Source organism: Xanthomonas sp. DAR 80977 (genome assembly GCF_041240605.1).
GTDB classification, from domain to species: domain Bacteria; phylum Pseudomonadota; class Gammaproteobacteria; order Xanthomonadales; family Xanthomonadaceae; genus Xanthomonas_A; species Xanthomonas_A bundabergensis.
In genome coordinates this window covers 4,321,757-4,344,648 of record NZ_CP162487.1, presented here as the reverse complement: position 1 = coordinate 4,344,648, position 22,892 = coordinate 4,321,757, and the positions used below count along the sequence as shown (strand labels likewise).

Here is a 22,892-nt window from a genome sequence, read left to right as displayed (position 1 = left end):
TTCCTTCAATGATCAACAGTCTGCTTACTCGCGTTTTCGGTAGTCGCAACGAACGCCAGCTGCGTCAGCTCCACCGTATCGTCGCCAAGGTCAATGCGCTGGAACCGGAGATGGAGCAGCTCTCCGACGCGCAGCTGCAGGCCAAGACCCCGGAACTGCGCGGGCGCATCGCCGGCGGCGAGAGCCTGGACAAGGTGCTGCCGGAAGCGTTCGCGGTCTGCCGCGAGGCCAGCCGCCGCGTGCTCGGCATGCGCCACTACGACGTGCAGCTGATCGGCGGCATGGTCCTGCACCTGGGCAAGATCGCGGAAATGCGCACCGGCGAAGGCAAGACCCTGGTGGCGACGCTGCCGGTGTACCTCAACGCGCTGGAAGACAAGGGCGTGCACGTGGTCACCGTCAACGACTACCTGGCGCGCCGCGATGCCGCGCAGATGGGCAAGCTGTACAACTGGCTGGGGCTGAGCGTGGGCGTGGTCTATCCGGGCATGCCGCACAGCGACAAGCACGCCGCCTACGCCGCCGACATCACCTACGGCACCAACAACGAATTCGGCTTCGACTACCTGCGCGACAACATGGCGCTGTCCAAGGCCGACCGCTACCAGCGCGGCCTGAACTACGCCATCGTCGACGAGGTCGACTCGATCCTGATCGACGAGGCGCGCACCCCGCTGATCATCTCCGGCCCGGCCGACGATTCGCCGGAGCTGTACATCCGCGTCAACCGCATCGTGCCGCAGCTGAGCAAGCAGGAGTCCGAGGAAGGCGAGGGCGACTTCTGGGTCGACGAGAAGGGCAAGCAGGTGCACCTGTCCGAGGCCGGCATGGAGCATGCCGAGGAACTGCTGCGCGCGGCCGGGATCCTGACCAACGACGAGGACCGCCTGTACGGCGCGCAGAACCTCAGCGTGGTGCACCACCTCAACGCCGCGCTGCGCGCGCATGCGATCTACCAGCGCGACGTGGACTACATCGTGCGCGACGGCGAAGTGGTCATCGTCGACGAGTTCACCGGCCGCACCCTGCCGGGCCGGCGCTGGTCCGACGGCCTGCACCAGGCGGTGGAGGCGAAGGAAGGCGTGCCGGTGCAGCGCGAGAACCAGACGCTGGCCAGCATCACCTTCCAGAACCTGTTCCGCATGTACAAGAAGCTGTCCGGCATGACCGGTACGGCCGACACCGAAGCCTACGAATTCCAGAGCATCTACAACCTGGAAGTGGTGGTGATCCCGACCAACCGCCCGACCATCCGCAAGGACTGGCCGGACCAGGTGTTCCTCAACCGCCAGGGCAAGTTCAACGCGGTGCTCGCCGACATCGAGGACTGCGCCAAGCGCGGCCAGCCGGTGCTGGTCGGCACCACCTCGATCGAGACCTCGGAGATGCTGTCCGAGCACCTGCGCAAGGCCGGGGTCAAGCACGAGGTGCTCAACGCCAAGCAGCACGAGCGCGAGGCGCAGATCGTCGCCAACGCCGGCCAGCCGGGCGCGGTGACCATCGCCACCAACATGGCCGGCCGCGGTACCGACATCGTGCTCGGCGGCTCGCTGGAAGCGGAGCTGCACGCGCTGGGCGAAGACCTGAGCGAGGCCGAGCGCGCACGCCTGAAGGCGGCCTGGCAGGAGCGCCACGACGCGGTCAAGGCCGCCGGCGGCCTGCACATCATCGGCACCGAGCGCCACGAGTCGCGGCGTATCGACAACCAGCTGCGCGGCCGCTCCGGCCGCCAGGGCGATCCGGGTTCCTCGCGCTTCTACCTGTCGCTGGAAGACAACCTGATGCGCATCTTCGCGTCCGACTGGGTGCAGAAGGCGATGCGGATGATGGGCATGAAGGAAGACGACGTCATCGAGGACAAGATGGTCAGTCGCCAGATCGAGAAGGCGCAGCGCAAGGTCGAGGCGCACAACTTCGACATCCGCAAGAACCTGCTCGACTTCGACGACGTCAACAACGACCAGCGCAAGGTGATCTACGCGCAGCGCGACGAGCTGCTCGACGCCGAGTCGGTCAAGGACAACGTCGACGGCATCCGCGACGACGTGATCTACGACCTGGTGGCGCGCTTCGTGCCGCCGAATTCGGTCGACGAACAGTGGGACTTGCCGGGCCTGGAAGCGACCCTGGCCAGCGACCTGGGCCTGCCGCTGTCGCTGACCGACCTGGTCAAGCGCCACGAGGAACTGGATGCGGCCGGCATCGCCGAGAAGGTGCGCGAGGAAGTCGATCGCCACTTCCAGGAGAAGGAGACCGCGGTCGGCGGCGAGACCATGCGCGCGCTGGAGAAGCACGTGATGCTGACCGTGCTCGACCAGAGCTGGAAGGAGCATCTGGCGCGCATGGACTACCTGCGCCAGGGCATCCACCTGCGCGGCTATGCGCAGAAGCAGCCCAAGCAGGAATACAAGAAGGAAGCCTTCGAGCTGTTCTCGGAGATGCTCGAGCACGCCAAGCGCGAGGTGGTGACCTTGCTGGCGCGCGTGCGCATCCGCAGCGAGGAGGAAGTGGCGGCGCTGGAGGCGCAGGAACGGCAGCAGATGGAGGCGCAGCTGCGCCAGGCGCAGTTCCAGCACCAGGACGCCGGCGGCTACAGCGCCGACGAGGAAGCCGAGCAGCTGGCGCTGGGCGCCAACCCGCCGCAGGTGGCGCAGGTCACCCGCGAGGCGCCCAAGGTCGGCCGCAACGATCCGTGCCCGTGCGGCAGCGGCAAGAAGTACAAGCATTGCCATGGGCAGTTGAGCTGAGGGCGAGCGCTGTTGCTGAGCGCTGTTGCGCGATCGCGCAACAGCCCCACACTTCGCTGCGCGAAGTGCGGGCCCCGGCTCACCGCTCCCAAAACCTCGTGCCTATCGGCGCGCCCCTTTATTAAGGGTGTTCCTTCTCCCCTCGGACCATGGCCCCCTTTTCGGGGGAAGGTGCCCCGCAGGGCGGATGAGGGGATGGCGCAGCCTCTTGCATCCAAACTCCGCGAGGCGCTTCGCGCCGGACCCTCACCCCAACCCCTCTCCCGACGGGAGAGAGGCTAGGCTTTTGCTGCAGACGGGGTGCGGTGATTGGTCAAACCCTTGATCTACAGCCCTGCTTTGTGCGGGGCGTTTTGTTTTTGGGGGAGGCTTGGGGCGGGCTTGCCTGTATGGCATGTCGTGCGTTCTGCGGGTAGGGTGCCCGGTGTCGCCCTTGCCGTCGGATGCTTGCCGTGGAGCCTTCCCCCAGTCTCGAATTGAAGGTGTTCGTGCCGGCGCGCGACTTTGCGCTGTCCGTGGACTTCTATCGCGAGGTGGGATTCGTGCCGGAGCCGCTTGGCGACGGACTCGTCTGTTTCCGCCATGGCGAGCACTGTGCGTTCCTGCTGCAGGATTTCTACGAGCAGGGGCTGGCGCACAACCTGATGCTGCACCTGGCGGTGATGGACGCGGATGCGTGGTGGCGGCGGTTCGAGGCGGCCGACCTGGCCGGCCGTTACGGCGCGCGCGTCGGCGTGCCGGAGGACCGGCCGTGGGGCATGCGCGACTTCACCCTGCACGATCCGGGCGGGGTGCTGTGGCGGATCGGGCACGAGTTGCCGGAGTGAGCGAAGTGCCAGCATCCAGGCCGCGTTGATGCCGCCGGCGCCGCCATGCGTGAAGAGTCCATTTGCATGGCGCCATGCGGCCGGTGACGGCGTCGTCGCCGCGTCGTCCCCGGCCACCGCGCCGCAGGCTGGCCGAACGCACGCGGAGCGTTGCGATGACACGCGGATCGGCGACGATGTGAAGCGAGTTCATTGCGTTGGCACCGCCGAAGACGGCAAGCTTGCGTCATGTCCGAACCGCTCAGATCCATCCATGTCGTCGCCGGGGTCATCACCGATGCCCGCGGCCGTATCCTGCTGACCCGGCGTACCGAGGGCCGCGATCTCGCCGGTCTGTGGGAATTCCCCGGCGGCAAGCGCGAGCCTGGCGAGACGTCCGAGCAGGCCCTGGTGCGCGAGCTGCAGGAGGAACTGGGCATCGAGGCGACGGTCGGCGCGCAGCTGATGGAAGTGCCGCAGCGCTATCCGGACAAGCGGCTGCGTCTGGAGATGCGCCAGGTGCTGTCGTGGAAGGGCACCGCGCGCGGCCGCGAAGGCCAGGCGCTGACCTGGGTGACGCCGGACAAGCTGGGGCGTTACGCGATGCCGCCGGCCGACCAGCCGGTGGTGGCGATGCTGCGCCAGCCCGATCGCTATCTGGTCACGCCGGAGCCGGTCGAGCCCGAGCGCTGGCTGGCGGCGCTGGAGCGCGCGCTGCAAGGCGGCGTGCAACGCGTGCAGTTGCGCGCGCGCAGCCTGCCGGCCGCCAGCTGGCAGCCGCTGGCGCGGGCCGCGGCGGTGCTGTGCGCGGCGCGTGGCGCGCAGGTGCTGGTCAACCGCGATCTGGCCCTGGCGCAGGAACTGGGCATCGGCGTGCATCTGGGGTCGGAGCAACTTGCGCAGTTCGACGCGCGCCCGCTGCCGCCGGGGCAATGCGTCGCCGCGTCCTGCCATCGCCTGGAGGAGCTGCAGGCGGCGCAGCGGATCGGCTGCGACTTCGCCGTGGTCGGCCCGCTGGCGGCCACCGCCAGCCATCCCGGCGCGGCGACGCTGGGCTGGGACGCGTTCGAGCGCCTGCGCGAGGAAGTGGCGCTGCCGCTGTACCCGATCGGCGGCCTGCTGCCGGCGCAGGTGGCCGAAGCGCGCCGCCATGGCGGCCAGGGCATCGCCGCGATCCGCGGCCTGTGGCCGGTGGACGTGGACGCTGCCTGAGCGGACTGCGCGGCGTCGCGCGACGCCGTCGATCGCGGCCCGTTGCGCGACGTGAGGGTGTTGGCGACGCGGCGCGCGGCGCGCAGCGCAGAACATGTTCCGATCGAGATGCCGCAGGTGTGGGAGCGACTTCAGTCGCGACCGGCCTTGCCGACGCGGCCCGCCGCGACTGACTTCGCCCCTACGACGCCCGGCCGGCTGCAAAGCGCCGAGTCGGAAACGCGCTAGAAACTGATCCAGAAGCAGTTGTACTGCCGGCGCAGGCCCAGCACGGTCGAGGTCGGTGTCGCGCTGCCGCCGAAGGTCTGCTCCAGGCGCAAGCCGGTCGCGCGTGCGCGCGGCGGCGTAGCGCTGTCGCCGAGCGGGGCCTCGGTCGATGCCTGCGCTGTCGCAGGCGTGGTGCTGGAGGTGCGTTGCTCCGCAGTGGCCAAGGCGTCGGCCGCGGCGGGTACGGCTGGCGGGTAAGACGCCGGCTCCGGCGTCACCGGCACGATCGCGACCAGCGGCCGCTGGACGATCGCGTCCAGGCGGTCGAGGATGCGCCGCGCCGCGTCGTCCGAGACGCCGTTCCACCAATACAGCGTGGACAGGCGATTGACGTCGCGCGCGTCCACCGCGGTGCGGATCTGCTGCGCCAGTTCGCTGAGCCGGCGCACGCACTGCGGCCGGTACAGGCCGCTGGCGCCCTCGCTGGCCGCACTGGGCGCGGCGCGTGGCGGCAGCCGGTCGATCGCGCCCAGGTCCTCGCAGCGGCGATCGCTGAACACCGTGGCGCCGTCGGCGCCGGTGCAGCGGTTGACCTTTTGCGCAGCTGCGGGCGCGGCGCACAGGCAGAGCAACAGGAGCATCGACGAAGGCGCGCGCATCGCCCCAGCCTAGCCGCAGGCCTGGTGTCTGGGAAGCTGCCACGCGTGAAGGCGAGACCGGCGGTGCGGTTAACTGCGGGATCGGCATCGATGCGGATCCTTCGCGCGGGCGGGGTGCCTGGCTGCTTCGCTCGTCGCGACTGAAGTCGCTCCCACAGGTTGTTCGCTGAGGCGAGGCGCCGAGGCTCTCGTAGGAGGGGCTTCAGCCCCGATCGGCTCCCGGGACGAGAGGTTTCCGGCTTCGTTGGTCGCAGCTGAAGCCGCTCTTACAGGGGATTTTGCGAGGCGAAGGATCAGTGCTCTTGTAGGAGGGGCTTCGGCCCCGGCCGGGTCCCGGACCAAGAGGCATCCTGCTGCGCTCGTCGCGGCTGAAGCCGCTCCTACAGGGAATTTTGCGGGGGGACTTCTGCGAGGCGAGGCGGCAAGGCTTTTTGTGGAAGGAACTTCGGGTGGCCTCGGGCCATCAGTCCCGATGCTGTCCGGCATCGGGATGCCTTCCGCCTCGCCGATGGTTGCTTACGTCGCACCGCAGGCGCGCGTGCCGGGCCGGGCGCGGACCGCGCTCACGCCAGGCGCGACAGCACGCCGACGGTGGGCTTGGCCAGGTTGAGCGTGTAGAAGTGCAGCGACGGCGCGCCGCCGGCGATCAGGCGTTCGCACAGCGACGCGACCAGGTCGGCGCCGAACTCGCGGATGGCGTCGGCATCGTCGCCGTAGGCCTGCATGCGCTTGCCGATCCAGCGCGGGATCTCCGCACCGCATTGCTCGGAGAAACGCCGCAGCTGGCTGAAATTGGAGATCGGCATGATCCCCGGCACGATCGGGATCTGCACGCCGAGCTTGCGCACCGCATCCACGAAATGGAAATACGCGTCGGCGTTGTAGAAGTACTGGGTGATCGCGCCATCGGCGCCGGCGTCGACCTTGGCCTTGAAATGGCGCAGGTCGCTCAGCGCGTCGCTGGCCTGCGGATGCGTTTCCGGATAGGCGCCGACCTCCAGGTGGAAGGCGTCGCCGTGCTCGGCGCGGATGAAGGCGATCAGGTCGGCGGCGTAGCGCAGGTCGCCGGGATGGCCCATGCCCGAGGGCAGGTCGCCGCGCAGCGCGACCAGGCGCCGGCAGCCGATCGCGCGGTACAGCTTGAGCAATTCGCGGATCTCTTCGCGGCTGCCGCCGACGCACGACAGGTGCGGCGCCGCCTCGAAACCATGATGCTGCTTGAGGTGGCGCACCGTCTCGGAGGTGTAGCTCAGGGTCGAGCCGCCGGCGCCGAAGGTGCACGACACGTACTCCGGCGCGTAGGCCTTCAGGCGTGCGGCGGTGCGGTCCAGCTGCGCCCGCTGCTCGTCGGTCTTGGGCGGATAGAACTCGAAGCTGATGGCGGTCATGGGCGCGGCGCGTCAGGTGATGCGTGGAGTATATCTCTTCATCCGGATGGATGCGAAACCTTGATGGGCGTCCTGCCCGGCTGCACGCCTGGCCGCCGCCTGGGCGCTGTCCGCGATGGCCAGGCCGCAACGGACGCCATGGCGCCTGCTGCGGTCCGTCCGCGCGGGATCAGCGCTTCCACATCCGCGCCTGCCGCGGCGGCAGGCTGAAGGTGTAGCTGCCGCTGGAGATGCGCACCACGTTGCCGGAGCCGAGCGCGTCGCTGTAGTCCACGTTCCAGCGCAGCACGCTGCCGTTCATCGCCACCGTGGCGTTGACCGCGGTGCCGCACTTGTTGATGCCGACGATGCCCAGGTCGCCGCGGCGGAACAGCAGGTGGCAGGCATCGTGCGACAGCACCTGCATGTCGCTGCCCTGCGCGGCGTTGTGGAAGCCGATCATGCGCTTGAGGTCGTCGCGCTGGTAGGCGTCCACCCAGCGGTTGTCGCCGCTCTCGTTGTTGTCCGAGTACACCATCGGCACGCCGCCGTCGCGGCCGAGCAGATACGCATAGGCCAGGGTCTCGTCGACCGGGTCGAGGATCGCGTAGCGGAAGCCGGCGTTGTTGGGAATGTCGTGGGTGACGGCGAAGGTCACCGCGCGACTGCCGGGCAGCGCCTGGCCGTAGGCGCCAGGATCGACCAGCAGGTCCATGCTGCCGCCGTAGGCGAAGGCGTTGCGGATCGAGTTGAACAGCGGGAAATCGTAGGCCGCATGCGGCGTGGCCTGCAGATAGGGCGCCAGGAACTGGTCGTAGTCGGCGTTGCCGGCGCCGCCGCCGGTGATGACCTCGCCGAACACGTGCACCCCGGAACGGATGCCGGCGTCGAGCACGCGATTGAGATGGTCGAAGGTCATGTGCTTGGCCGCGTCGATGCGGAAGCCGGTGACGCCCAGCGCCTTCAGCGACTGCAGATAGCTGCGCTCCTGCTGCACCACCCAGTCGTTGCCGACCAGGTCGGGCAGGCCGGGATCGCTGCCGCCGCCGCAGATGCGGTAGGTGCGCACCTGGTAGGCGTCGTTGTAGTCGGTGATGCATTGCGCCGGACCGAAGTCGCCGGCGCCGAGGAAGTTCACCGACAGGTCGCCGAACAGCCGCAGCGATGCGTAGCGCGACGGGTCGGAGGCATACTGCGACAGCACCGCGCTGCCGGGGTAGTTGAGGTCCGGACGTGTCGCCGCCTCGTTGGCCATGTGGTTGAGCACCACGTCGGCATAGGTTTCCACGCCGACATCGGCCAGCGCCTGCACCATGCTGGCGAAGTCCTCGGTGTCGCCGAGCGGGTTGTCGATCACGCGCATGTCCTGCGGCTGGTAGCGCGCCCACCACGCGCTTCCCTGCGAGCGATAGGCCGGCGCCACCATCACCTTGTGATAGCCGGCCGCGGCGATCTGCGCCGCCCGCGCCTCCACGGTGGCGTAGGGCCAATTGAAGGCGTGCAGGATGACATCGGCCTGGGCGCTGGCGGTGGCCAGGGTCAACAGCAGGCCGACGAGGAACGTGCGCCAGCGGTGCGGGCGCACTGGAGCGGTTGCAGCGGCGGGCAGTTCGCGCATCACACAGATCTCCTTCGGTCGGGACGCCGCGCATGCCGAGCGCGATGCGTGGCGTCGGGAAATCCGGCCCCCTTCCGGACGCGCAGCACACGGCGTGCCGCGCTGCGTGGATGCTAAGCGCGCATCGCGGCGCAGCATGCGCGGGCTACATACGTATTCATTGCATTGGACGATGCAAAGCGGGATCGGTATCCGGTTCTGCCGGCGCTGTGCGGCGCGCGAGCGCATCGCATGCGAGGCATGCATGCCGATGCGGCCGCGAGCTCGCGTAGTCGCGGTAGACGGCGTTTCCCAGTGCTAAAGTCATCCGCCTCACCTGCACATGCGGACTCGCACGATGACACTCGATACCTTCTATCCGATCGGTACGCCCGGCATCCCCTGGGGGCAAGCGGAAAAGGCGGCGTGGCTGGCGCGGCAGCGTCGCCAGCGCAGTTATCAGGCGGACGTGGTGGCGGCGATCGAACGCATGCGCGGGCAGCTGGAGATCGTCGACTACGGCGTGCTGGATGGCGCCGGGGAGCATTATCCGCTGCTGGCGTTGCGCAGCCGCGCGTGGGACGACGCACTGCCATGCATGCTGGTGACCGGCGGCGTGCATGGCTATGAAACCAGCGGCGTGCACGGTGCGCTGCAGTTCGCCGAAGGCCACGCGTCCGAGTACGCCGGCCGCGCCAACCTGCTGGTGGCGCCGTGCGTGAGTCCGTGGGCCTACGAGCGCATCCATCGCTGGAATGCGGATGCCATCGATCCCAACCGGTCGTTCCGCGAGGACAGCCCGGCGCAGGAATCGGCCGCGCTGCTGCGGCTGGTCGCGCCGCTGCGCGGGCGCATCGCGATGCACATCGACCTGCACGAGACCACCGACAGCGACGAATCCGAGTTCCGGCCGGCGTTGGCCGCGCGCGACGGCGTCGCCTACGAGCCCGGTGGCATTCCCGACGGGTTCTACCTGGTCGGCGACAGCGAGAATCCGCAGCCGGCGTTCCAGCAGGCGGTGGTGGCCGCGGTCGCGCAGATCACCCATATCGCGCCCGCCGATGCCGAGGGCGAGATCATCGGCTCGCCGGTGGTGGCGCACGGCGTCATCAACTACCCGGTGAAGAAACTGGGGTTGTGCGCAGGCATCAGCGACGCGCGCTACACCACGACCACCGAGGTCTACCCCGACAGCCCAATTGCCACACCGGAGCAATGCAATGCCGCGCAGGTGGCGGCGATCCGTGCGGCGATCGACTACGCGTTGGCGCATCCCTAGTACATGCCGGACCTGGAGTAGGGGACATGCTGCGTGTCTGCGCGATGGCTGCACGCGGCGCCACACCGGCTTTCCTATGGAAGCGGTTCAACCCCGACGCTTTGCTGGCAAGGCGTCGGGGTTGAAACTCCTTCTGCACAAGGCGGGGCGCAACAGCGGCCTGGTCGGATCAACGCCTCTGCCCGGGTTTGCAGCGGTCGTGGTGCCCATCGTGCATCGAGCGCGCTACGCTTGCCCCACTCCTCGTGCCCGTCGCCGCCATGTCCATCGTCCTGACTCCCTTCGCCCGCACCCGCCTGTTCCCGCGCGACGCTCGCCGCAACGCGATCCAGGACTGCACGCCCGAACAGTTCGAGCGCCAGCTCAACGACGCCGCGCCGCTGCGCGTGCTGGACGGTTACGCGCCGTTCTGCAAGCTGCACGTGCATCCCAACTGGACCTCCACCCGCTGCCTGACCGTGCCGATCACCGAGGCCAATCGCCGCCTGCTGCGTTCCGGCTACGAAGCGCGCAGCAGGGAGGAACTGCCGGTGCTGGTGCGCTGGTTCGAAGGCATCGAGCCGCCGGTCGCCGCGTACCTGCTGCCGATCCTCTACAGCCGCGAGCAGCTGGCACGCGAGGGCGCGCCGATCGAGGCCGACTGGGGCGTGGTCGGCTGCCTCTACACCGCCGAACCGCAGGAGATCCCGATGGCGCCGATCACCATGCTGCGCAACGCGCTGGGCGTGGAGGAGGGCGGCTCGGGCGTGGCGCTGGACCGCGAGGCCTACCGGCGCAGCGTGGCGTTCTGGGAGAGCAATGCGAATTGGCGGCCATAGGACGTATCAGCCATCCCTCGCGAGTCGCTAACCTGCACTAGTCGACGAAGCTGTCTGGATATCTCCTCCAGACGAGCCTTTATCAAACAGAACGGGCGCCTTCCGGCGCCCGTTCTTTCAGCTTTTAGCGTTCGGCGATAGACCCGCCAACCACTCAGTACCGGTAGTGCTCCGGCTTGTACGGGCCGTCGACCGAGACGCCGAGGTAGGCGGCCTGGTCGTCGCTGAGCTTGGTCAGCTTCACGCCGATCTTTTCCAGGTGCAGGCGCGCCACTTCCTCGTCCAGCTTCTTCGGCAGGCGGTAGACCTGCTTTTCGTAGCTGTCCTTGTTCTGCCACAGGTCGATCTGCGCCAGGGTCTGGTTGGCAAAGCTGTTGGACATCACGAAGCTGGGGTGGCCGGTGGCGCAGCCCAGGTTGACCAGGCGGCCTTCGGCCAGCAGGAAGATCGCGTTGCCGTTCGGGAACACGAACTTGTCCACCTGCGGCTTGATGTTGATCTTCTGCACGCCCGGATACTTGTACAGCGCATCGACCTGGATCTCGTTGTCGAAGTGGCCGATGTTGCAGACGATGGCCTGGTCCTTCATCTGCGTCAGGTGCTCGATGCGGATGATGTCCTTGTTGCCGGTGGTGGTGACGTAGATGTCGGCCTGGCCCAGGCTGTCCTCGACGGTGTTGACCTCGAAGCCTTCCATCGCCGCCTGCAGCGCGCAGATCGGGTCGATCTCGGTGACGATGACGCGGGCGCCGTAGGCGCGCAGGCTGTGCGCCGAACCCTTGCCGACGTCGCCGTAGCCGCAGACCACGGCGACCTTGCCGGCCAGCATCACGTCCATCGCGCGCTTGAGGCCGTCGGCCAGCGACTCGCGGCAGCCGTACAGGTTGTCGAACTTGCTCTTGGTCACCGAGTCGTTGACGTTGATCGACGGCACCAGCAAGGTGCCGGCCTCGGCCAACTGGTACAGGCGGTGCACGCCGGTGGTGGTCTCCTCGGACACGCCCTTCCAGTCCTTGACCACGCGGGTCCAGTAGCCGGGGCGCTCGACCGCCACGCGCTTGAGCAGGTCCTTGATCACCTGCTCCTCGTGCGAGGAAGCCGCCTCGTCCACCCACTTGGAGCCGTTCTCCAGCTCGTAGCCCTTGTGGATCAGCAGGGTGACGTCGCCGCCGTCGTCCACCACCAGCTCCGGACCGGTCTGGGTGCCGTCGGCCAGGGTGAAGGTCAGCGCGTCGAGGGTGCAGTCCCAGTATTCCTCCAGGCTCTCGCCCTTCCAGGCGAACACGGGGGTGCCGGTGACGGCGATCGCCGCGGCGGCGTGGTCCTGGGTGGAGAAGATGTTGCACGAGGCCCAGCGCACGTCGGCGCCGATGTCCTTCAGCGTCTCGATCAGCACCGCGGTCTGGATGGTCATGTGCAGCGAGCCGGTCACGCGCACGCCGGCCAGCGGCTTGGCGGCGGCGTACTGGCGGCGGATCGACATCAGGCCCGGCATTTCGTGCTCGGCGATGTCCAGCTCCTTGCGGCCCCAATCGGCCAGGGAGATGTCGGCGACCTTGTAGTCGCCCTCGGTGGAAAAGCTCTTGCGTACAGCGTTCATCGGTAGTGCTCCGGTCAATGGCGAGAAGACTCGCGAAGGTCCGGGCGCCGTTGTCGCTCAAGCCTGCCGCCGAGCCTGGCCGGGTCTGGAGGCGGGAGCCCCGCATCGACACGGTCGCAGCGCCCCTCGGCGGAGGGGTGACCGATTATAGCGGCTGCCGGCCGCGGCGCTTGAATGGGGCCGGTTGGCCTGGGATGCGGTGCACGCCGGTCATCCAGCGGCGGCCCCGTGCCGGGGTCTCGCCCTTGGGCCGGGTGGTCAATCGGCCAGCGCTGCCGAGCACGCACCGGCATCCGGAGGGACGGCTGCAGTCGCGACGCGCCTGGCCTGGCGTCGTCGCGACTGCAGGCGCTCCCACAGGTCCCGGGCGCCTCGCATGGCCGGCGATGGTTCGCTTTGAAACCGTCGCCGCGCCAGGCGAGGGACTAATACTTTTGGGTTAGTCTTGCGGCGCCCCCACCGCCGAGCCATGCGTTTCCGATGAACGAGTACCGCAGCAGCATCGTGTTTGCCACGCCCGATATTCCCTTGCGCGACGACGTACGCCGATTGGGGGCGCTGGTAGGCGACCTGCTCGCCGAGCAGGTGTCTGCGGAGTTCCTGGACGAGATCGAAACCATCCGCACCACCGCGATCGCGCGCCGCGAGAGCGATGCGCCGCCGTCCTCGCTGAGCCAGCAGCTGTACGCGCGCGCGCCGCGCGATGCCGAGGCGCTGGTGCGCGCCTTCAGCACCTATTTCCAGGTGGTCAACATCGCCGAGCGCGTGCACCGCATCCGCCGCCGTCGCGACTACCAGCGCAACAGCGCCGACACGCCGCAGCCGGACGGCCTGCACGACGCGTTGCGCCGGCTCAAGGCGCAGGGGGTGAGCGCGCAGGAACTGGGCGAATGGCTGCCGCGCATCGACGTGGAGCCGGTGTTCACCGCGCACCCGACCGAGGCGGTGCGCCGCGCGCTGCTGGAAAAGGAGCAGCTGATGGTGGCCAGCCTGGTCGACAACCTCGACGGCATGCGCACGCCCGGCGAGCGCGCCACCGATGCGGCGCGCTTCCGCATGGCGCTGACCGCGTCGTGGCAGACCGCCGATTCCTCGCCGGTGCGGCCGACCGTGGAGGACGAGCGCGAGCACGTCGGCTTCTACCTGACCCAGGTGCTGTACCGGGTGGTCCCGGTGATGTACGAGACCCTGGAGCATGCGATCGAGGAAACCTACGGCGAGCCGGTGCCGCTGCCGCGGCTGCTGCGGTTCGGCACCTGGGTCGGCGGCGACATGGACGGCAATCCGAACGTGGATGCCGGCACCATCACCGCCACGCTCGACGCGCAGCGCCGCGCGGTGCTGGACCGTTACCTGAAGGAGCTGTGGCAACTGGCCAGCCTGCTCAGCCAGTCGACCACGCTGGTGGCGGTCAGCGATGCGTTGCTGGCGCAGCTGGAACGCTACCGGCAGTTGCTGCCCGAGGCCGCGGCGCGCTCGCGGCCGCGCCATGGCGACATGCCGTACCGCCTGCTCAACGACCTGATGCGCGCGCGCCTGCAGGCGACGCTGGACGACGCGCCGGGCGCCTACGCCGCGCCGGCCGAACTGGAGCAGGACCTGCAGCTGATCCTGGACAGCCTGCAGGCCAACAAGGGCCTGCACGCCGGCTGGTTCGCGGTGCGCCGCCTGTTGTGGCGGGTGCGCAGCTTCGGTTTCCACCTGGCGCGGCTGGACGTGCGCCAGGAGTCCAGCGTGCATGCGCGCGCGGTCGCCGCGGCGCTGGGCGAGGACGATTGGGAGGCGCGCTCGGCCGAGGCACGCGCGGCCACGCTCGGCACCTATGCCGGCGGCGAGCGGACCCTGCCGGCGGCGCCCGACGATGCCGGCAACGCGCGGCTGGACGCGGTGTTCGCCGCGCTCGCCGATGCGCGCACGCGGCACGGCGCCGATGCGCTGGGCAGCTACATCATCAGCATGGCGCACAACCGCGCCGATGTGCTGACCGTGCTCGCGCTGGCGCGGCGCGGCGGCCTGGTCGACGCCGAGGGCGCGGTGCCACTGGACATCGTGCCGCTGTTCGAGACCGTGGACGACCTGCGCGGCGGCACCGACACCTTGCGCGACCTGCTCGCCGATCCGGTCTACCGCCGCCACCTGGCCGCGCGCGCCGACGTGCAGATGGTGATGCTCGGCTATTCGGACAGCGGCAAGGACGGCGGCATCGCCGCCTCGCGCTGGGGCCTGCAGCGCGCGCAGGTGGAACTGCTCGAGGTGGCCGCCGAACTCGGCATCCGCCTGACCTTCTTCCATGGCCGCGGCGGTTCCATCGTGCGCGGCGGCGGCAAGACCACGCGCGCACTGGAAGCGGCGCCGCGCGGCAGCGTCGATGGCCGCCTGCGCGTCACCGAGCAGGGCGAGGTGATCCACCGCAAGTACGGCATCCGCGCGCTGGCGCTGCGCTCGCTGGAGCAGATGACCGGCGCGGTGCTGCTGTCGAGCATGCGCCCGCGCGCGCCGGACGCGCGCGAGGAGGCATGGCGGCCGGTGATGGACATCGTCGCCGAGCACAGCACCCGCGCCTACCGCAGTTTCGTCGGCGATGCCGAGTTCATGCGCTATTTCCGCCTGGCCACGCCGATCGACGTGATCGAGCGGATGACCCTGGGCTCGCGGCCGTCGCGGCGGCTGGGCCAGGACGCGGCGCTGGACAACCTGCGTGCGATCCCGTGGGTGTTCGCCTGGAGCCAGGCGCGCGCGGTGATCCCCGGCTGGTACGGCGTGGGCAGCGGCCTGCGCGCGGCGGTGGAGGCCGGCCATGAGGAAACGCTGCGCGAGATGGCCGCCGACTGGCCGTTCTTCCGCACCTTCCTCGACGACATCGCGATGGTGCTGTCCAAGGGCGACCTCAACATCGCCGAGATGTTTTCGCGCCTGGCCGGGCCGCTGCACGAGCGCTTCTTCCCGCGCATCCGCGACGAACTGGCCCTGACCAAGGGCTGGGTGAAGGCGCTGACCGGGCAGGCCTCGCTGCTGCAGCACGATCCGCGCCTGGCGCTGTCGATCCGCCTGCGCAATCCCTACATCGACCCGATCAGCGTGCTGCAGGTGGACCTGCTGCAGCGCTGGCGGGCCACCGACGGCGAGGACGAGGCGTTGCTGCGGGCGCTGGTGGCCTGCGTCAACGGCGTCTCGCAGGGCGTGCAGAACACCGGCTGACAGGCGCCGGCAGCGCCGCCGCCGCGTCGCGCGCGCAGCGGTGGACGCGACCGGCACGCGGTCAGGCTTGCAAGCGGACAAAATTGTCCGATAATCCGCGGCATGGACCTGCGCACCGATGCCGCCCAACGCCGCCGCCTGCTGCTCGACGCGGCCGACGAAGTGTTCTGCGAGCACGGCGTGCTGGCGCCGCTGGAGCTGGTGGTCGAGCGCTCCGGCGTCGGCCGCGCCACCCTGTACCGCAATTTCGCCGACCGCGCGGACCTGATGCTGGCGCTCATGCAGCGCGCCCTGGACGGGCTGGAAGGCTGCGCGCGCGACATCGGCGAGCGCCCCGACGGCCTGTTCCTGCTGTTGCGCGACGTTGCCGAACACATCGCGATGTCGGCGCCGCTGGCCGACTACTGGCGCTCGATGCCGCGCGACCATCCTGCGATCGAAGTGGCGCATGCGCGGCTGATGGGTGTCCTGCTGCCGTTCCTGCGCCGCGCCACCGACGCCGGGCTGTGCCGCCCGGGTCTGGACGGCGAGGACCTGGGCCTGCTGATGGACATGCTCGGCGCCTGCCAGCGCGGCAGTGACGAGGCCGAACGCAAGGCCTTGGCGCTGCGCAGTTGCCGGCTGCTGTGCCACGCGCTGGCCACGCCCGCTGCGGCGGCGACGCTATGAGTCGGCGGCGCGGCCAGGGGCAGGGCAGCGACGCCGGCGTGGCCGCGCGCGACGCCGTGCGGCCGCGCTGGCCGCTGCGCCTGCTGCGCGCGCTGGCGGCGCTGGCGATCGTGCTGGCCGGCATCTGGGGCGCGCTGTTCCTGGCCTACCTGCCGCATACCGGCAGCGTGGTGCGCTACGCCTCGGCGCTGCTGTGGCTGGCGATGGGCGGCGCCGCGCTGTGGGGCCTGCGCCATCCCCGCGAGTACCGCGTGCTGCCGTGGATCTTCGCCGTCGCCTGCGCCGGCCTGGTGTTCGGCTGGTCGCAGCTGCTGCCCGAGCAGAACCGCGACTGGGCCGACGACGTGGCGCAGCCGCTGCAGCCGCAGGTCGAAGGCCACATCGTCACCCTGCACAACGTGCGCAACTTCGCCTGGCGCAGCGACAGCGACTACACGCCGCGCTGGGAAACCCGCCAGTACGACCTGGACCGGCTGGTCTCGGCGGACCTGGCGCTGTCCTACTGGATGGGGCCGGCGATCGCCCACACCCTGGTCTCGTTCGGCTTCGACGACGGCCGCCGGGTGGTGTTCTCGCTGGAGATCCGCAAGGAGCGCGGCGAAGCGTTCTCGGCGCTGGCCGGGTTCTTCCGCAACTTCGAGCAGGTGATGATCGCCGCCGACGAGCGCGACATCCTGGCGGTGCGCAGCAACGTGCGCGGCGAGGACGTCTACCTGTACCGGCTGAACATCCCGCGCGCGCAGCTGCGCCAGCTGTTCATGGGGTACGTGGCGCAGGCGCAGCAGCTGCAGCGCACGCCGAAGTTCTACAACACCGCCACCAGCAACTGCACCACCATCGTGTTCGAGCTGGTACGCAAGTTCGAACCGCAGCTGCCGCTGGACTACCGCCTGCTGCTGTCTGGCTACCTGCCGTCCTACGTCTATGCGCAGCACGGCTTCGTGCCCGGCTATGCGCTGGCCACGCTGCAGGCGCGCGGGCGCATCGGCGCGCGCGCGCGCCAGGCCGGGGCCGGCGCCGACTTCTCGCAGCGCATCCGCGTGGGCATTCCCGGCGAGGAAGCGTCCGGAGCGGCGGACTGATGCGCGCCGCCCGCGTCGTGCGGCAGCTGGCGGCGCGCGCGCTGCTGGCGGTGGGCCTGCTCGCCGGCTCCGGCTGCGCCATGGTCACCGTGCAGTCGCGCGCGGCCGGCGACTACATCGCGACCAAGCGCGGCGACGTGCTCAGCACCGGCGAGCTCAGCGACGCCAGCCAGGAAACGCTGCGCGTGGTCGCGATCGAGCGCAAGGCCTGCGAGGCGGACATCCCCGCCTGCGCCGCGCAATTGCGCACTGTGCAGGGGCTGGACGAGGAGCGGCGCCTGGCGGCGCTGTCGGAACTGTGGCTGCGCGCGGCCACCACGCGTACCCCCAAGGGCACCGCCGCGCTCGACGATGCGGCCTTGCAGGCATGGCTGGAAACCGCGCGCTACGCCTATGCCTACCTGTTCTATACCGAACGCCCGGCCAGCGCGCGCGCCTTCGAGGACCGGCAGACGCAGGTGCGCGACTACTACAACTACGCGGTGCAGCATGTGGTCGGCACCCTGTTCGAGCGCTGGCGCGCGCGCAGCGCCAGCGGCGAGTTGCACGACGACGACACGCTGGCCACCGCCGGTTGGCAGGCGCGCGCGCAGCTGGACAGCTTCCGCCTGCCGGGCGGGGTGGCGCGGCCGAATGCGATGGTGCCTGCCGCCTCGCTGCGCTTCGAGGGCCTGCGCAGCACCTATCGCCGCGACGGGTTCGGCGCCGAACTGGTGGCGGAAGTGTCGCCGGCGCAGGTCGGCGATCCGACCGCGGTGCTGGCCGCGGATCCGGGCCAGGCGCGCCGCGATACCGCCGGCTACAGCGAACTGTCGTACGCGCCGACCACCGTGCTGCTGCGCTTCGACGGCGACAGCCTGGCGCAAGTGCTGGACACGCACAGCGTGGTGATCGCGCCATACGATCCGTACCGCGACAACGAGGTCGTGGTGCACGGTCAGCGGCTGCCGCTGGCCGCCAACTTCACCGCCGCGTACGGGCTGTGGCTGGCGCGTTCGGGTTTCGCCAAGCAGTCGCTGCGCTCGATGCTCGGGCGCCAGTACGGCCTCGAGCAGCCGCACCTGTACCTGATGCAGCCCTACGACCCGAACCGGCGCATCGTGCTGATGCTGCACGGCCTGGCCAGCAGTCCCGAAGCCTGGGTCAACGTCGCCAACGAGATCATGGGCGACGAGCAACTGCGCCGCCATTACCAGATCTGGCAGGTCTACTACCCGACCAACATGCCGATCGCCTGGAACCGCGCGCAGATCGAGACGCTGCTGCAGCAGACCCTGCACGACTTCGATCCGCAGGGGCAGGCGCCGGCCTCGCGGCACATGGTGCTGATCGGCCACAGCATGGGCGGTGTCATCGCGCGGCTGCTGGTCAGCAACTCCGGCGATCGCATCTGGAACGACCTGCTCGCCGGCCGCGACCTGAGCGGCGAGCGTGGCGCGCGCATCCGCGAGCGGCTGCAGCCGTTGTTGCGCTTCGCGCCGCTGCCGCAGGTGGACCGCGCCATCTTCATCGCCGCGCCGCACCGCGGCACCTCGTTCGCCGAAGGCCGCATCGGTCGCCTGGTCGGCGGGTTGATCCGCCTGCCGGCCACCTTGCTGGCGCGCTTCACCGACGTGATGCGCGATATCGGCGGCGACGATGGCGTGCCGCCACGCCTGCCCAACGGCATCGACAATCTGCGCGATACCGATCCGTTCGTGCGCGCGGCCGCCGAGCTGCCGATCTCGCCGGCGGTGCGCTACCACTCGATCATCGCCCGGCGCGATCCGGCGGTACCGCTGGCCGACGCCGACGACGGGCTGGTGCCGTACCGCAGCGCGCACCTGGAGGGCGCCGCATCGGAGCTGGTCATCACCTCCGGGCACAGCGTGCAGGAGACGCCGCAGGCGATCCTGGAGGTTCGCCGCATCCTGCATGCGCAGATCGCGTCGGAGTGATCTGGGCCGTTGATGTGTGCCGGGCCATTGCAGCTTGTGGGAGCGACTGAAGTCGCTCCCACAAGGAATTGCGGCGAGCTGGCTGGGTGCACCGTAGCAAAGACTTCAGCCTAGACTGATTCCGCCGCCGGCACGAGCCACCACGTCGTTCGTCGCGACTGAAGTCGCTCCCACAAGGTCATGCGGCAAGCCGGCTGGGTGCGCTGTAGGAGGGGCTTCAGCCCCGACTTTGCCCGCGGCCGGTAGGTCCGCCGCTGCGTTGGTCGCGGCCGAAGCCGCTCCTGCAGTGGCGTTGCATAAGCCAGGTGTCAGGAGAACGCGCTGACACCATGTGCGCCTGCGATACGCACGTATGCATCGCCATGTATCGCGTTTTCGTTCACATATGAACTCCGTCACGCATCTGCAAACATCGCCGCACACAATGCGCCGCAGTTGTTAACGGGACGTCAGTTCGCACGGCCCGGCTCCGACACGGAACCTCCCCCAGATGGTCGCCCAGTCGCCTGCTCGATGCCGGCGATACGGGCAGCGCTTTGCCTTCTCCGGCCGCGGCGTCGTCGCGTGCCGGGACACCACCCCCACGTCCTGATGGAATCCACATGAACCACGTATCGCACCGCGCCAGGCCGCATCGGCTTGCCGGTTCCATCGCCCTGGCCCTGAGCCTGGCCCTCGCCGCCACCGCCCACGCCGAAGATGCCGCGCAGGAACAGGCGCAGAGCACCGCCAGCGACGACACCGCGCCGGCCGCGGCCAAGAGCAACGCGCAGACGCTGACGGCGGTGACCGTCGCGGCGAACCGCTACAACGCCGCCGACATGCAGATGGCGGCCAGCAACACCGCCAACGTGCTGTCGGCCGACGACCTGAAGTACACCGCCGTGCACAACATCGCCGAGGCGCTGGGCCTGCTGCCGGGCGTCAACGTGGTCAATACCGGGCAGTCCTACTTCGGCGGCGTCGACGGCGCCGCGCGCGGCGAGGGCATGTTCGCTTCGGTGCGCGGCCTCAATGCCGAATACAACGTCAACCTGATCAACGGCGTCAACGTCGCCCAGGGCATGCCGTACAGCCGCAGCGTGCAGCTGAGCCTGCTGCCGCCCTCGGGCCTGCAGACCATCGTGTTGAACAAGACCTCCACCGCGGCGATGGACGGCGATGCGATCGGCGGCACCATCGACTACCGCACCCCCAGCGGCTTCGACTACAGCGACGCGATCGGCGGCAGCATCACCGCCAGCGGACGCATGGAAAGCCGCGCCCGCGACTACGACGAGAGCGGCCTGGGCAAGGGCGCAGCCGGCGAGTTCCACGCCAAGTTCGGCAGCGAGAACCAGTTCGGCATCTACGCCAGCGCCTACTACGACGAGCGCCATTACGTGAACAGCGAAGTGGCCAGTTCTTCCGCCGCACGCAACGACGGCTCGTGGAAATTCTCCCGCACCACCGCGACCGGCGCCCTGGCCGCCGGCTACGATCCGGAAGATTCGCTGCAGTCCACCGGCACCAACATCGGTTACTCCGGCGGCGACACCAAGCGCTACGGCGGCAACGTCTCCTTCGACTGGCACGTGGATCCGACCCTGCAGCTGTACGCACGGGCCACCTACGCCTACGCCAAGACCGAGCAGAACACCGGCTATACGCAGTTCGTGCCGGCCAGCGTCAGCTACACCCAGATCGGCAGCACCGGCGTGTACCAGCCGCAGATCAACCGCGTCGCGGTGCGCTACTGGTACGAGACCAACCCGGAAGTGGCCGACCTGGCCACGTTCCAGTTCGGCGCCGACAAGCAGCTGGGCAACTGGACGCTGTCGCCGAACCTGTTCTACAGCTTCGGCGACAACGATCGCCCGGACCACATCGAAGTCTCCGCACGCGTGGACCAGTACAGCTCCACCCAGTTCCCGTACGGCGCCAACAGCTTCATCAGCTACGACAGCGAAGGCTTCCCGGTGCCGCAGCTGACCACGGCGATGCAGAACCAGGCCGACGACATCGGCAGCCTGTATGCGCGCCGCCACGGCCAGTTGACCAAGTCCTACAGCGGCCAGAAGAAGGGCGGCGCCAAGTTCGACGCGCGCTACGATTTCGATGACGGCGCGCTGAGCAGCATGCAGTTCGGCGTGAAGTACGTGGACAGCTCGCGCGAATTCACCTCGCGCGACTGGACCACCGCCAAGTTCACCGACGGCACCCTGCTCGAGAACACCGGCCTGGTCAGCGGCAGCTACGATGCGGTGTATCCGGGCAAGTACGACTATCCGACGGTCAAGCTGAGCAATTCGGCGCTGAAGGCCTCGATCGCCAAGTACCTGACCCCGGGCAGCTTCGACACCTGCGGCAGCCTGGCGGTCAACAACCAGAACTGCGCGACGATGCGCGGCACCGAGGCGGTGGCCGCGGCCTATGCGATGGCCACGTTCAAGACCGGCGACCTGGAGATCATCCCCGGCCTGCGCTTCGAGCAGACCCGCATCCGCAACACCTACTGGACGATGCCCAAGGACAGCAGCGGCAACGAGCTGGCCGGCTACTTCCAGAACAACCACACCACTTACGACGAGCCGCTGCCGAGCGTGTTCCTGAACTACCGGCCGGGCAACGCCAACGCCGTGTACCGCGCCTCGGTGTGGACCAGCTACACGCGCCCGGCGTTCGTGCAGCTCGGCGGCGGTTCCAACTACGACGTGTCCAGCGATGGCATCACCACCATCACCGAAGGCAACCCCGATCTGAAGCCGATCAAGGCGCTCAACGTCGATGTGTCCGGCGAGTGGGACAATGGCGTCGGCGGCCACGCGATGCTGGCCGGCTACTACAAGCGCCTGTCCGACTACATCTACGAGAACGGCTCGGACGCGGCCAATGCCGGCGCGAGCACCAGCGGCAACGTGCGCTACGTGCGTCCGCAGAACGGCGGCGACGGCAAGGTGCTGGGCGTGGAAGCGGCGGTGCGGCAGACCCTGCAGGGCATGCCGGCGCCGCTGGACGGCTTCGGCATCGGCGCCAACGTCACCCGCCAGTCCACCCGCGTCGACCTGGGCATGACCGGCTTCCACGACGAGCGCATCCAGAACGCGCCGGACCTGATGGCCAATGCCGAGCTGTTCTACGAGAAGGGTCCGCTGTCGGTGAACCTGAGCTACCACTATTCGGGCGAATACGTGTCGGTCTACGACTACCTGGACCAGGGCGCCAGCTGGGACGACCTGTGGGTGAAGCCGATCACCCGCGTCGACCTGCACGTGGGCTATGCGGTGAACGAGCATCTGCGCGCCGACCTGTCGGTGGCGAACCTGACCAACCGCCTGAGCTACTGGGCGCACGTGGGCCGCAACAGCACTGCGATCTCGGACATCGTCGATGCCGGGCGCACCAGCCTGCTGACCGTGAAGTACACGTTCTGAGCCAGCGGCCTGTGCATGGACCGGCTTCCCTCGCGCGTCGCGGCATGTTGCCGCGGCGCGTGCGGTGGCGTGCATGCAGTCGGTGGGCGCGAGGCGCCGGCGCATGATCGCCGGCGAGCCGGCGTGCGCAGGTGGTGTGGGTGTCCGCTGCGCAGTGGAGCGGCAGCGATGAGATCGCGGGTGTATCCGACCCACCGCGGCGCGGCGACCGACACGCTATCGCCACGGACGTGCGCTGCAATCGGATCGGCATGCAGTGCGATGGATGTCGGGCAGCCAGCGGTTTCCTTTTTCCCTTTTT

At 69.1% G+C, this 22,892-nt stretch carries 14 protein-coding genes and 1 riboswitch; of the genes, 10 read left to right on the top strand and 4 right to left on the bottom strand.

What is annotated here, in order from left to right; translation table 11 throughout:
• The first annotated feature begins 8 nt into the window (after positions 1-8).
• The 3 genes from secA to AB3X10_RS18475 all read left to right on the top strand — a co-directional run bounded on the left by secA (position 9) and on the right by AB3X10_RS18475 (position 4,765).
• Positions 9-2,747, top strand: coding sequence for a preprotein translocase subunit SecA (secA, locus tag AB3X10_RS18485; RefSeq protein ID WP_369976886.1), 2,739 nt, complete (start codon positions 9-11; stop codon positions 2,745-2,747).
• 452 nt (positions 2,748-3,199) lie between these two features.
• Positions 3,200-3,574, top strand: a complete 375-nt coding sequence (locus tag AB3X10_RS18480; protein ID WP_369976885.1) for a VOC family protein — start codon at positions 3,200-3,202, stop codon at positions 3,572-3,574.
• Positions 3,575-3,802: 228 nt separating this feature from the next.
• Positions 3,803-4,765, top strand: coding sequence for a Nudix family hydrolase (locus tag AB3X10_RS18475; protein WP_369976884.1), 963 nt, complete (start codon positions 3,803-3,805; stop codon positions 4,763-4,765).
• 224 nt (positions 4,766-4,989) lie between these two features.
• Here the strand turns inward: AB3X10_RS18475 and AB3X10_RS18470 are convergent, their stop codons facing one another.
• From AB3X10_RS18470 to AB3X10_RS18460, 3 genes are all read right to left on the bottom strand, one after another.
• Positions 4,990-5,631 carry a DUF4124 domain-containing protein gene (locus tag AB3X10_RS18470; protein WP_369976883.1) on the bottom strand — a complete coding sequence of 214 codons (642 nt, stop codon included), beginning with the start codon at positions 5,629-5,631 and terminating at the stop codon, positions 4,990-4,992.
• A gap of 563 nt (positions 5,632-6,194) precedes the next feature.
• Positions 6,195-7,019 carry a methylenetetrahydrofolate reductase [NAD(P)H] gene (gene metF / locus AB3X10_RS18465; protein ID WP_369976882.1) on the bottom strand — a complete coding sequence of 275 codons (825 nt, stop codon included), beginning with the start codon at positions 7,017-7,019 and terminating at the stop codon, positions 6,195-6,197.
• Positions 7,020-7,188: 169 nt separating this feature from the next.
• On the bottom strand, positions 7,189-8,616 hold the full coding sequence (locus AB3X10_RS18460; protein ID WP_369976881.1) for an alpha-amylase family protein: 1,428 nt from the start codon (positions 8,614-8,616) through the stop codon (positions 7,189-7,191).
• A gap of 337 nt (positions 8,617-8,953) precedes the next feature.
• Between AB3X10_RS18460 and AB3X10_RS18455 the strand changes: the two genes are divergently transcribed.
• Positions 8,954-9,874, top strand: coding sequence for a M14 family metallopeptidase (locus AB3X10_RS18455; protein ID WP_369976880.1), 921 nt, complete (start codon positions 8,954-8,956; stop codon positions 9,872-9,874).
• A 260-nt stretch (positions 9,875-10,134) separates the two neighbouring features.
• Entirely contained in the window at positions 10,135-10,692 is a 558-nt protein-coding gene (locus tag AB3X10_RS18450) for a DUF3228 family protein (protein ID WP_369976879.1), read from the top strand.
• Positions 10,693-10,846: 154 nt separating this feature from the next.
• On the opposite strand, the gene ahcY is transcribed toward AB3X10_RS18450, so the two are convergent.
• A complete protein-coding gene (gene ahcY / locus AB3X10_RS18445) occupies positions 10,847-12,292 on the bottom strand; it encodes an adenosylhomocysteinase (protein WP_369976878.1) in 1,446 nt (481 codons plus the stop codon).
• A 35-nt stretch (positions 12,293-12,327) separates the two neighbouring features.
• Positions 12,328-12,426, bottom strand: a riboswitch (S-adenosyl-L-homocysteine riboswitch).
• A gap of 346 nt (positions 12,427-12,772) precedes the next feature.
• On the opposite strand from ahcY, the gene ppc reads away from it, so the two are divergent.
• The 5 genes from ppc (at position 12,773) to AB3X10_RS18420 (ending at position 22,591) form a co-directional block, all read left to right on the top strand.
• Positions 12,773-15,490: a phosphoenolpyruvate carboxylase gene (gene ppc, locus AB3X10_RS18440; protein WP_369976877.1), complete on the top strand. Its 2,718-nt coding sequence runs from the start codon at positions 12,773-12,775 to the stop codon at positions 15,488-15,490.
• Positions 15,491-15,592: 102 nt separating this feature from the next.
• Positions 15,593-16,159, top strand: a complete 567-nt coding sequence (locus AB3X10_RS18435) for a TetR/AcrR family transcriptional regulator (RefSeq protein ID WP_369976876.1) — start codon at positions 15,593-15,595, stop codon at positions 16,157-16,159.
• 56 nt (positions 16,160-16,215) lie between these two features.
• Positions 16,216-17,241 (top strand): DUF4105 domain-containing protein, encoded by a 1,026-nt coding sequence (locus AB3X10_RS18430; RefSeq protein WP_369981888.1) that lies wholly within the window; start codon positions 16,216-16,218, stop codon positions 17,239-17,241.
• Positions 17,241-19,178, top strand: a complete 1,938-nt coding sequence (locus AB3X10_RS18425) for an esterase/lipase family protein (protein ID WP_369976875.1) — start codon at positions 17,241-17,243, stop codon at positions 19,176-19,178. Before AB3X10_RS18430 ends, AB3X10_RS18425 begins: the two co-directional genes overlap by 1 nt.
• A gap of 602 nt (positions 19,179-19,780) precedes the next feature.
• Positions 19,781-22,591, top strand: coding sequence for a TonB-dependent receptor (locus tag AB3X10_RS18420; RefSeq protein ID WP_369976874.1), 2,811 nt, complete (start codon positions 19,781-19,783; stop codon positions 22,589-22,591).
• Positions 22,592-22,892 lie beyond the last annotated feature (301 nt).

What these genes read in the sequence shown, in the direction of transcription:
- ppc (WP_369976877.1), top strand. Translation starts at nt 12,773, where the DNA reads ATGAACGAGTACCGCAGCAGCATCGTGTTTGCCACGCCCGATATTCCC.
- ahcY (WP_369976878.1), bottom strand. Translation starts at nt 12,292, where the DNA reads ATGAACGCTGTACGCAAGAGCTTTTCCACCGAGGGCGACTACAAGGTC.
- AB3X10_RS18455 (WP_369976880.1), top strand. Translation starts at nt 8,954, where the DNA reads ATGACACTCGATACCTTCTATCCGATCGGTACGCCCGGCATCCCCTGG.
- AB3X10_RS18450 (WP_369976879.1), top strand. Translation starts at nt 10,135, where the DNA reads ATGTCCATCGTCCTGACTCCCTTCGCCCGCACCCGCCTGTTCCCGCGC.
- AB3X10_RS18420 (WP_369976874.1), top strand. Translation starts at nt 19,781, where the DNA reads ATGAACCACGTATCGCACCGCGCCAGGCCGCATCGGCTTGCCGGTTCC.
- AB3X10_RS18460 (WP_369976881.1), bottom strand. Translation starts at nt 8,616, where the DNA reads ATGCGCGAACTGCCCGCCGCTGCAACCGCTCCAGTGCGCCCGCACCGC.
- secA (WP_369976886.1), top strand. Translation starts at nt 9, where the DNA reads ATGATCAACAGTCTGCTTACTCGCGTTTTCGGTAGTCGCAACGAACGC.
- AB3X10_RS18425 (WP_369976875.1), top strand. Translation starts at nt 17,241, where the DNA reads ATGCGCGCCGCCCGCGTCGTGCGGCAGCTGGCGGCGCGCGCGCTGCTG.
- AB3X10_RS18470 (WP_369976883.1), bottom strand. Translation starts at nt 5,631, where the DNA reads ATGCGCGCGCCTTCGTCGATGCTCCTGTTGCTCTGCCTGTGCGCCGCG.
- metF (WP_369976882.1), bottom strand. Translation starts at nt 7,019, where the DNA reads ATGACCGCCATCAGCTTCGAGTTCTATCCGCCCAAGACCGACGAGCAG.
- AB3X10_RS18475 (WP_369976884.1), top strand. Translation starts at nt 3,803, where the DNA reads ATGTCCGAACCGCTCAGATCCATCCATGTCGTCGCCGGGGTCATCACC.
- AB3X10_RS18435 (WP_369976876.1), top strand. Translation starts at nt 15,593, where the DNA reads ATGGACCTGCGCACCGATGCCGCCCAACGCCGCCGCCTGCTGCTCGAC.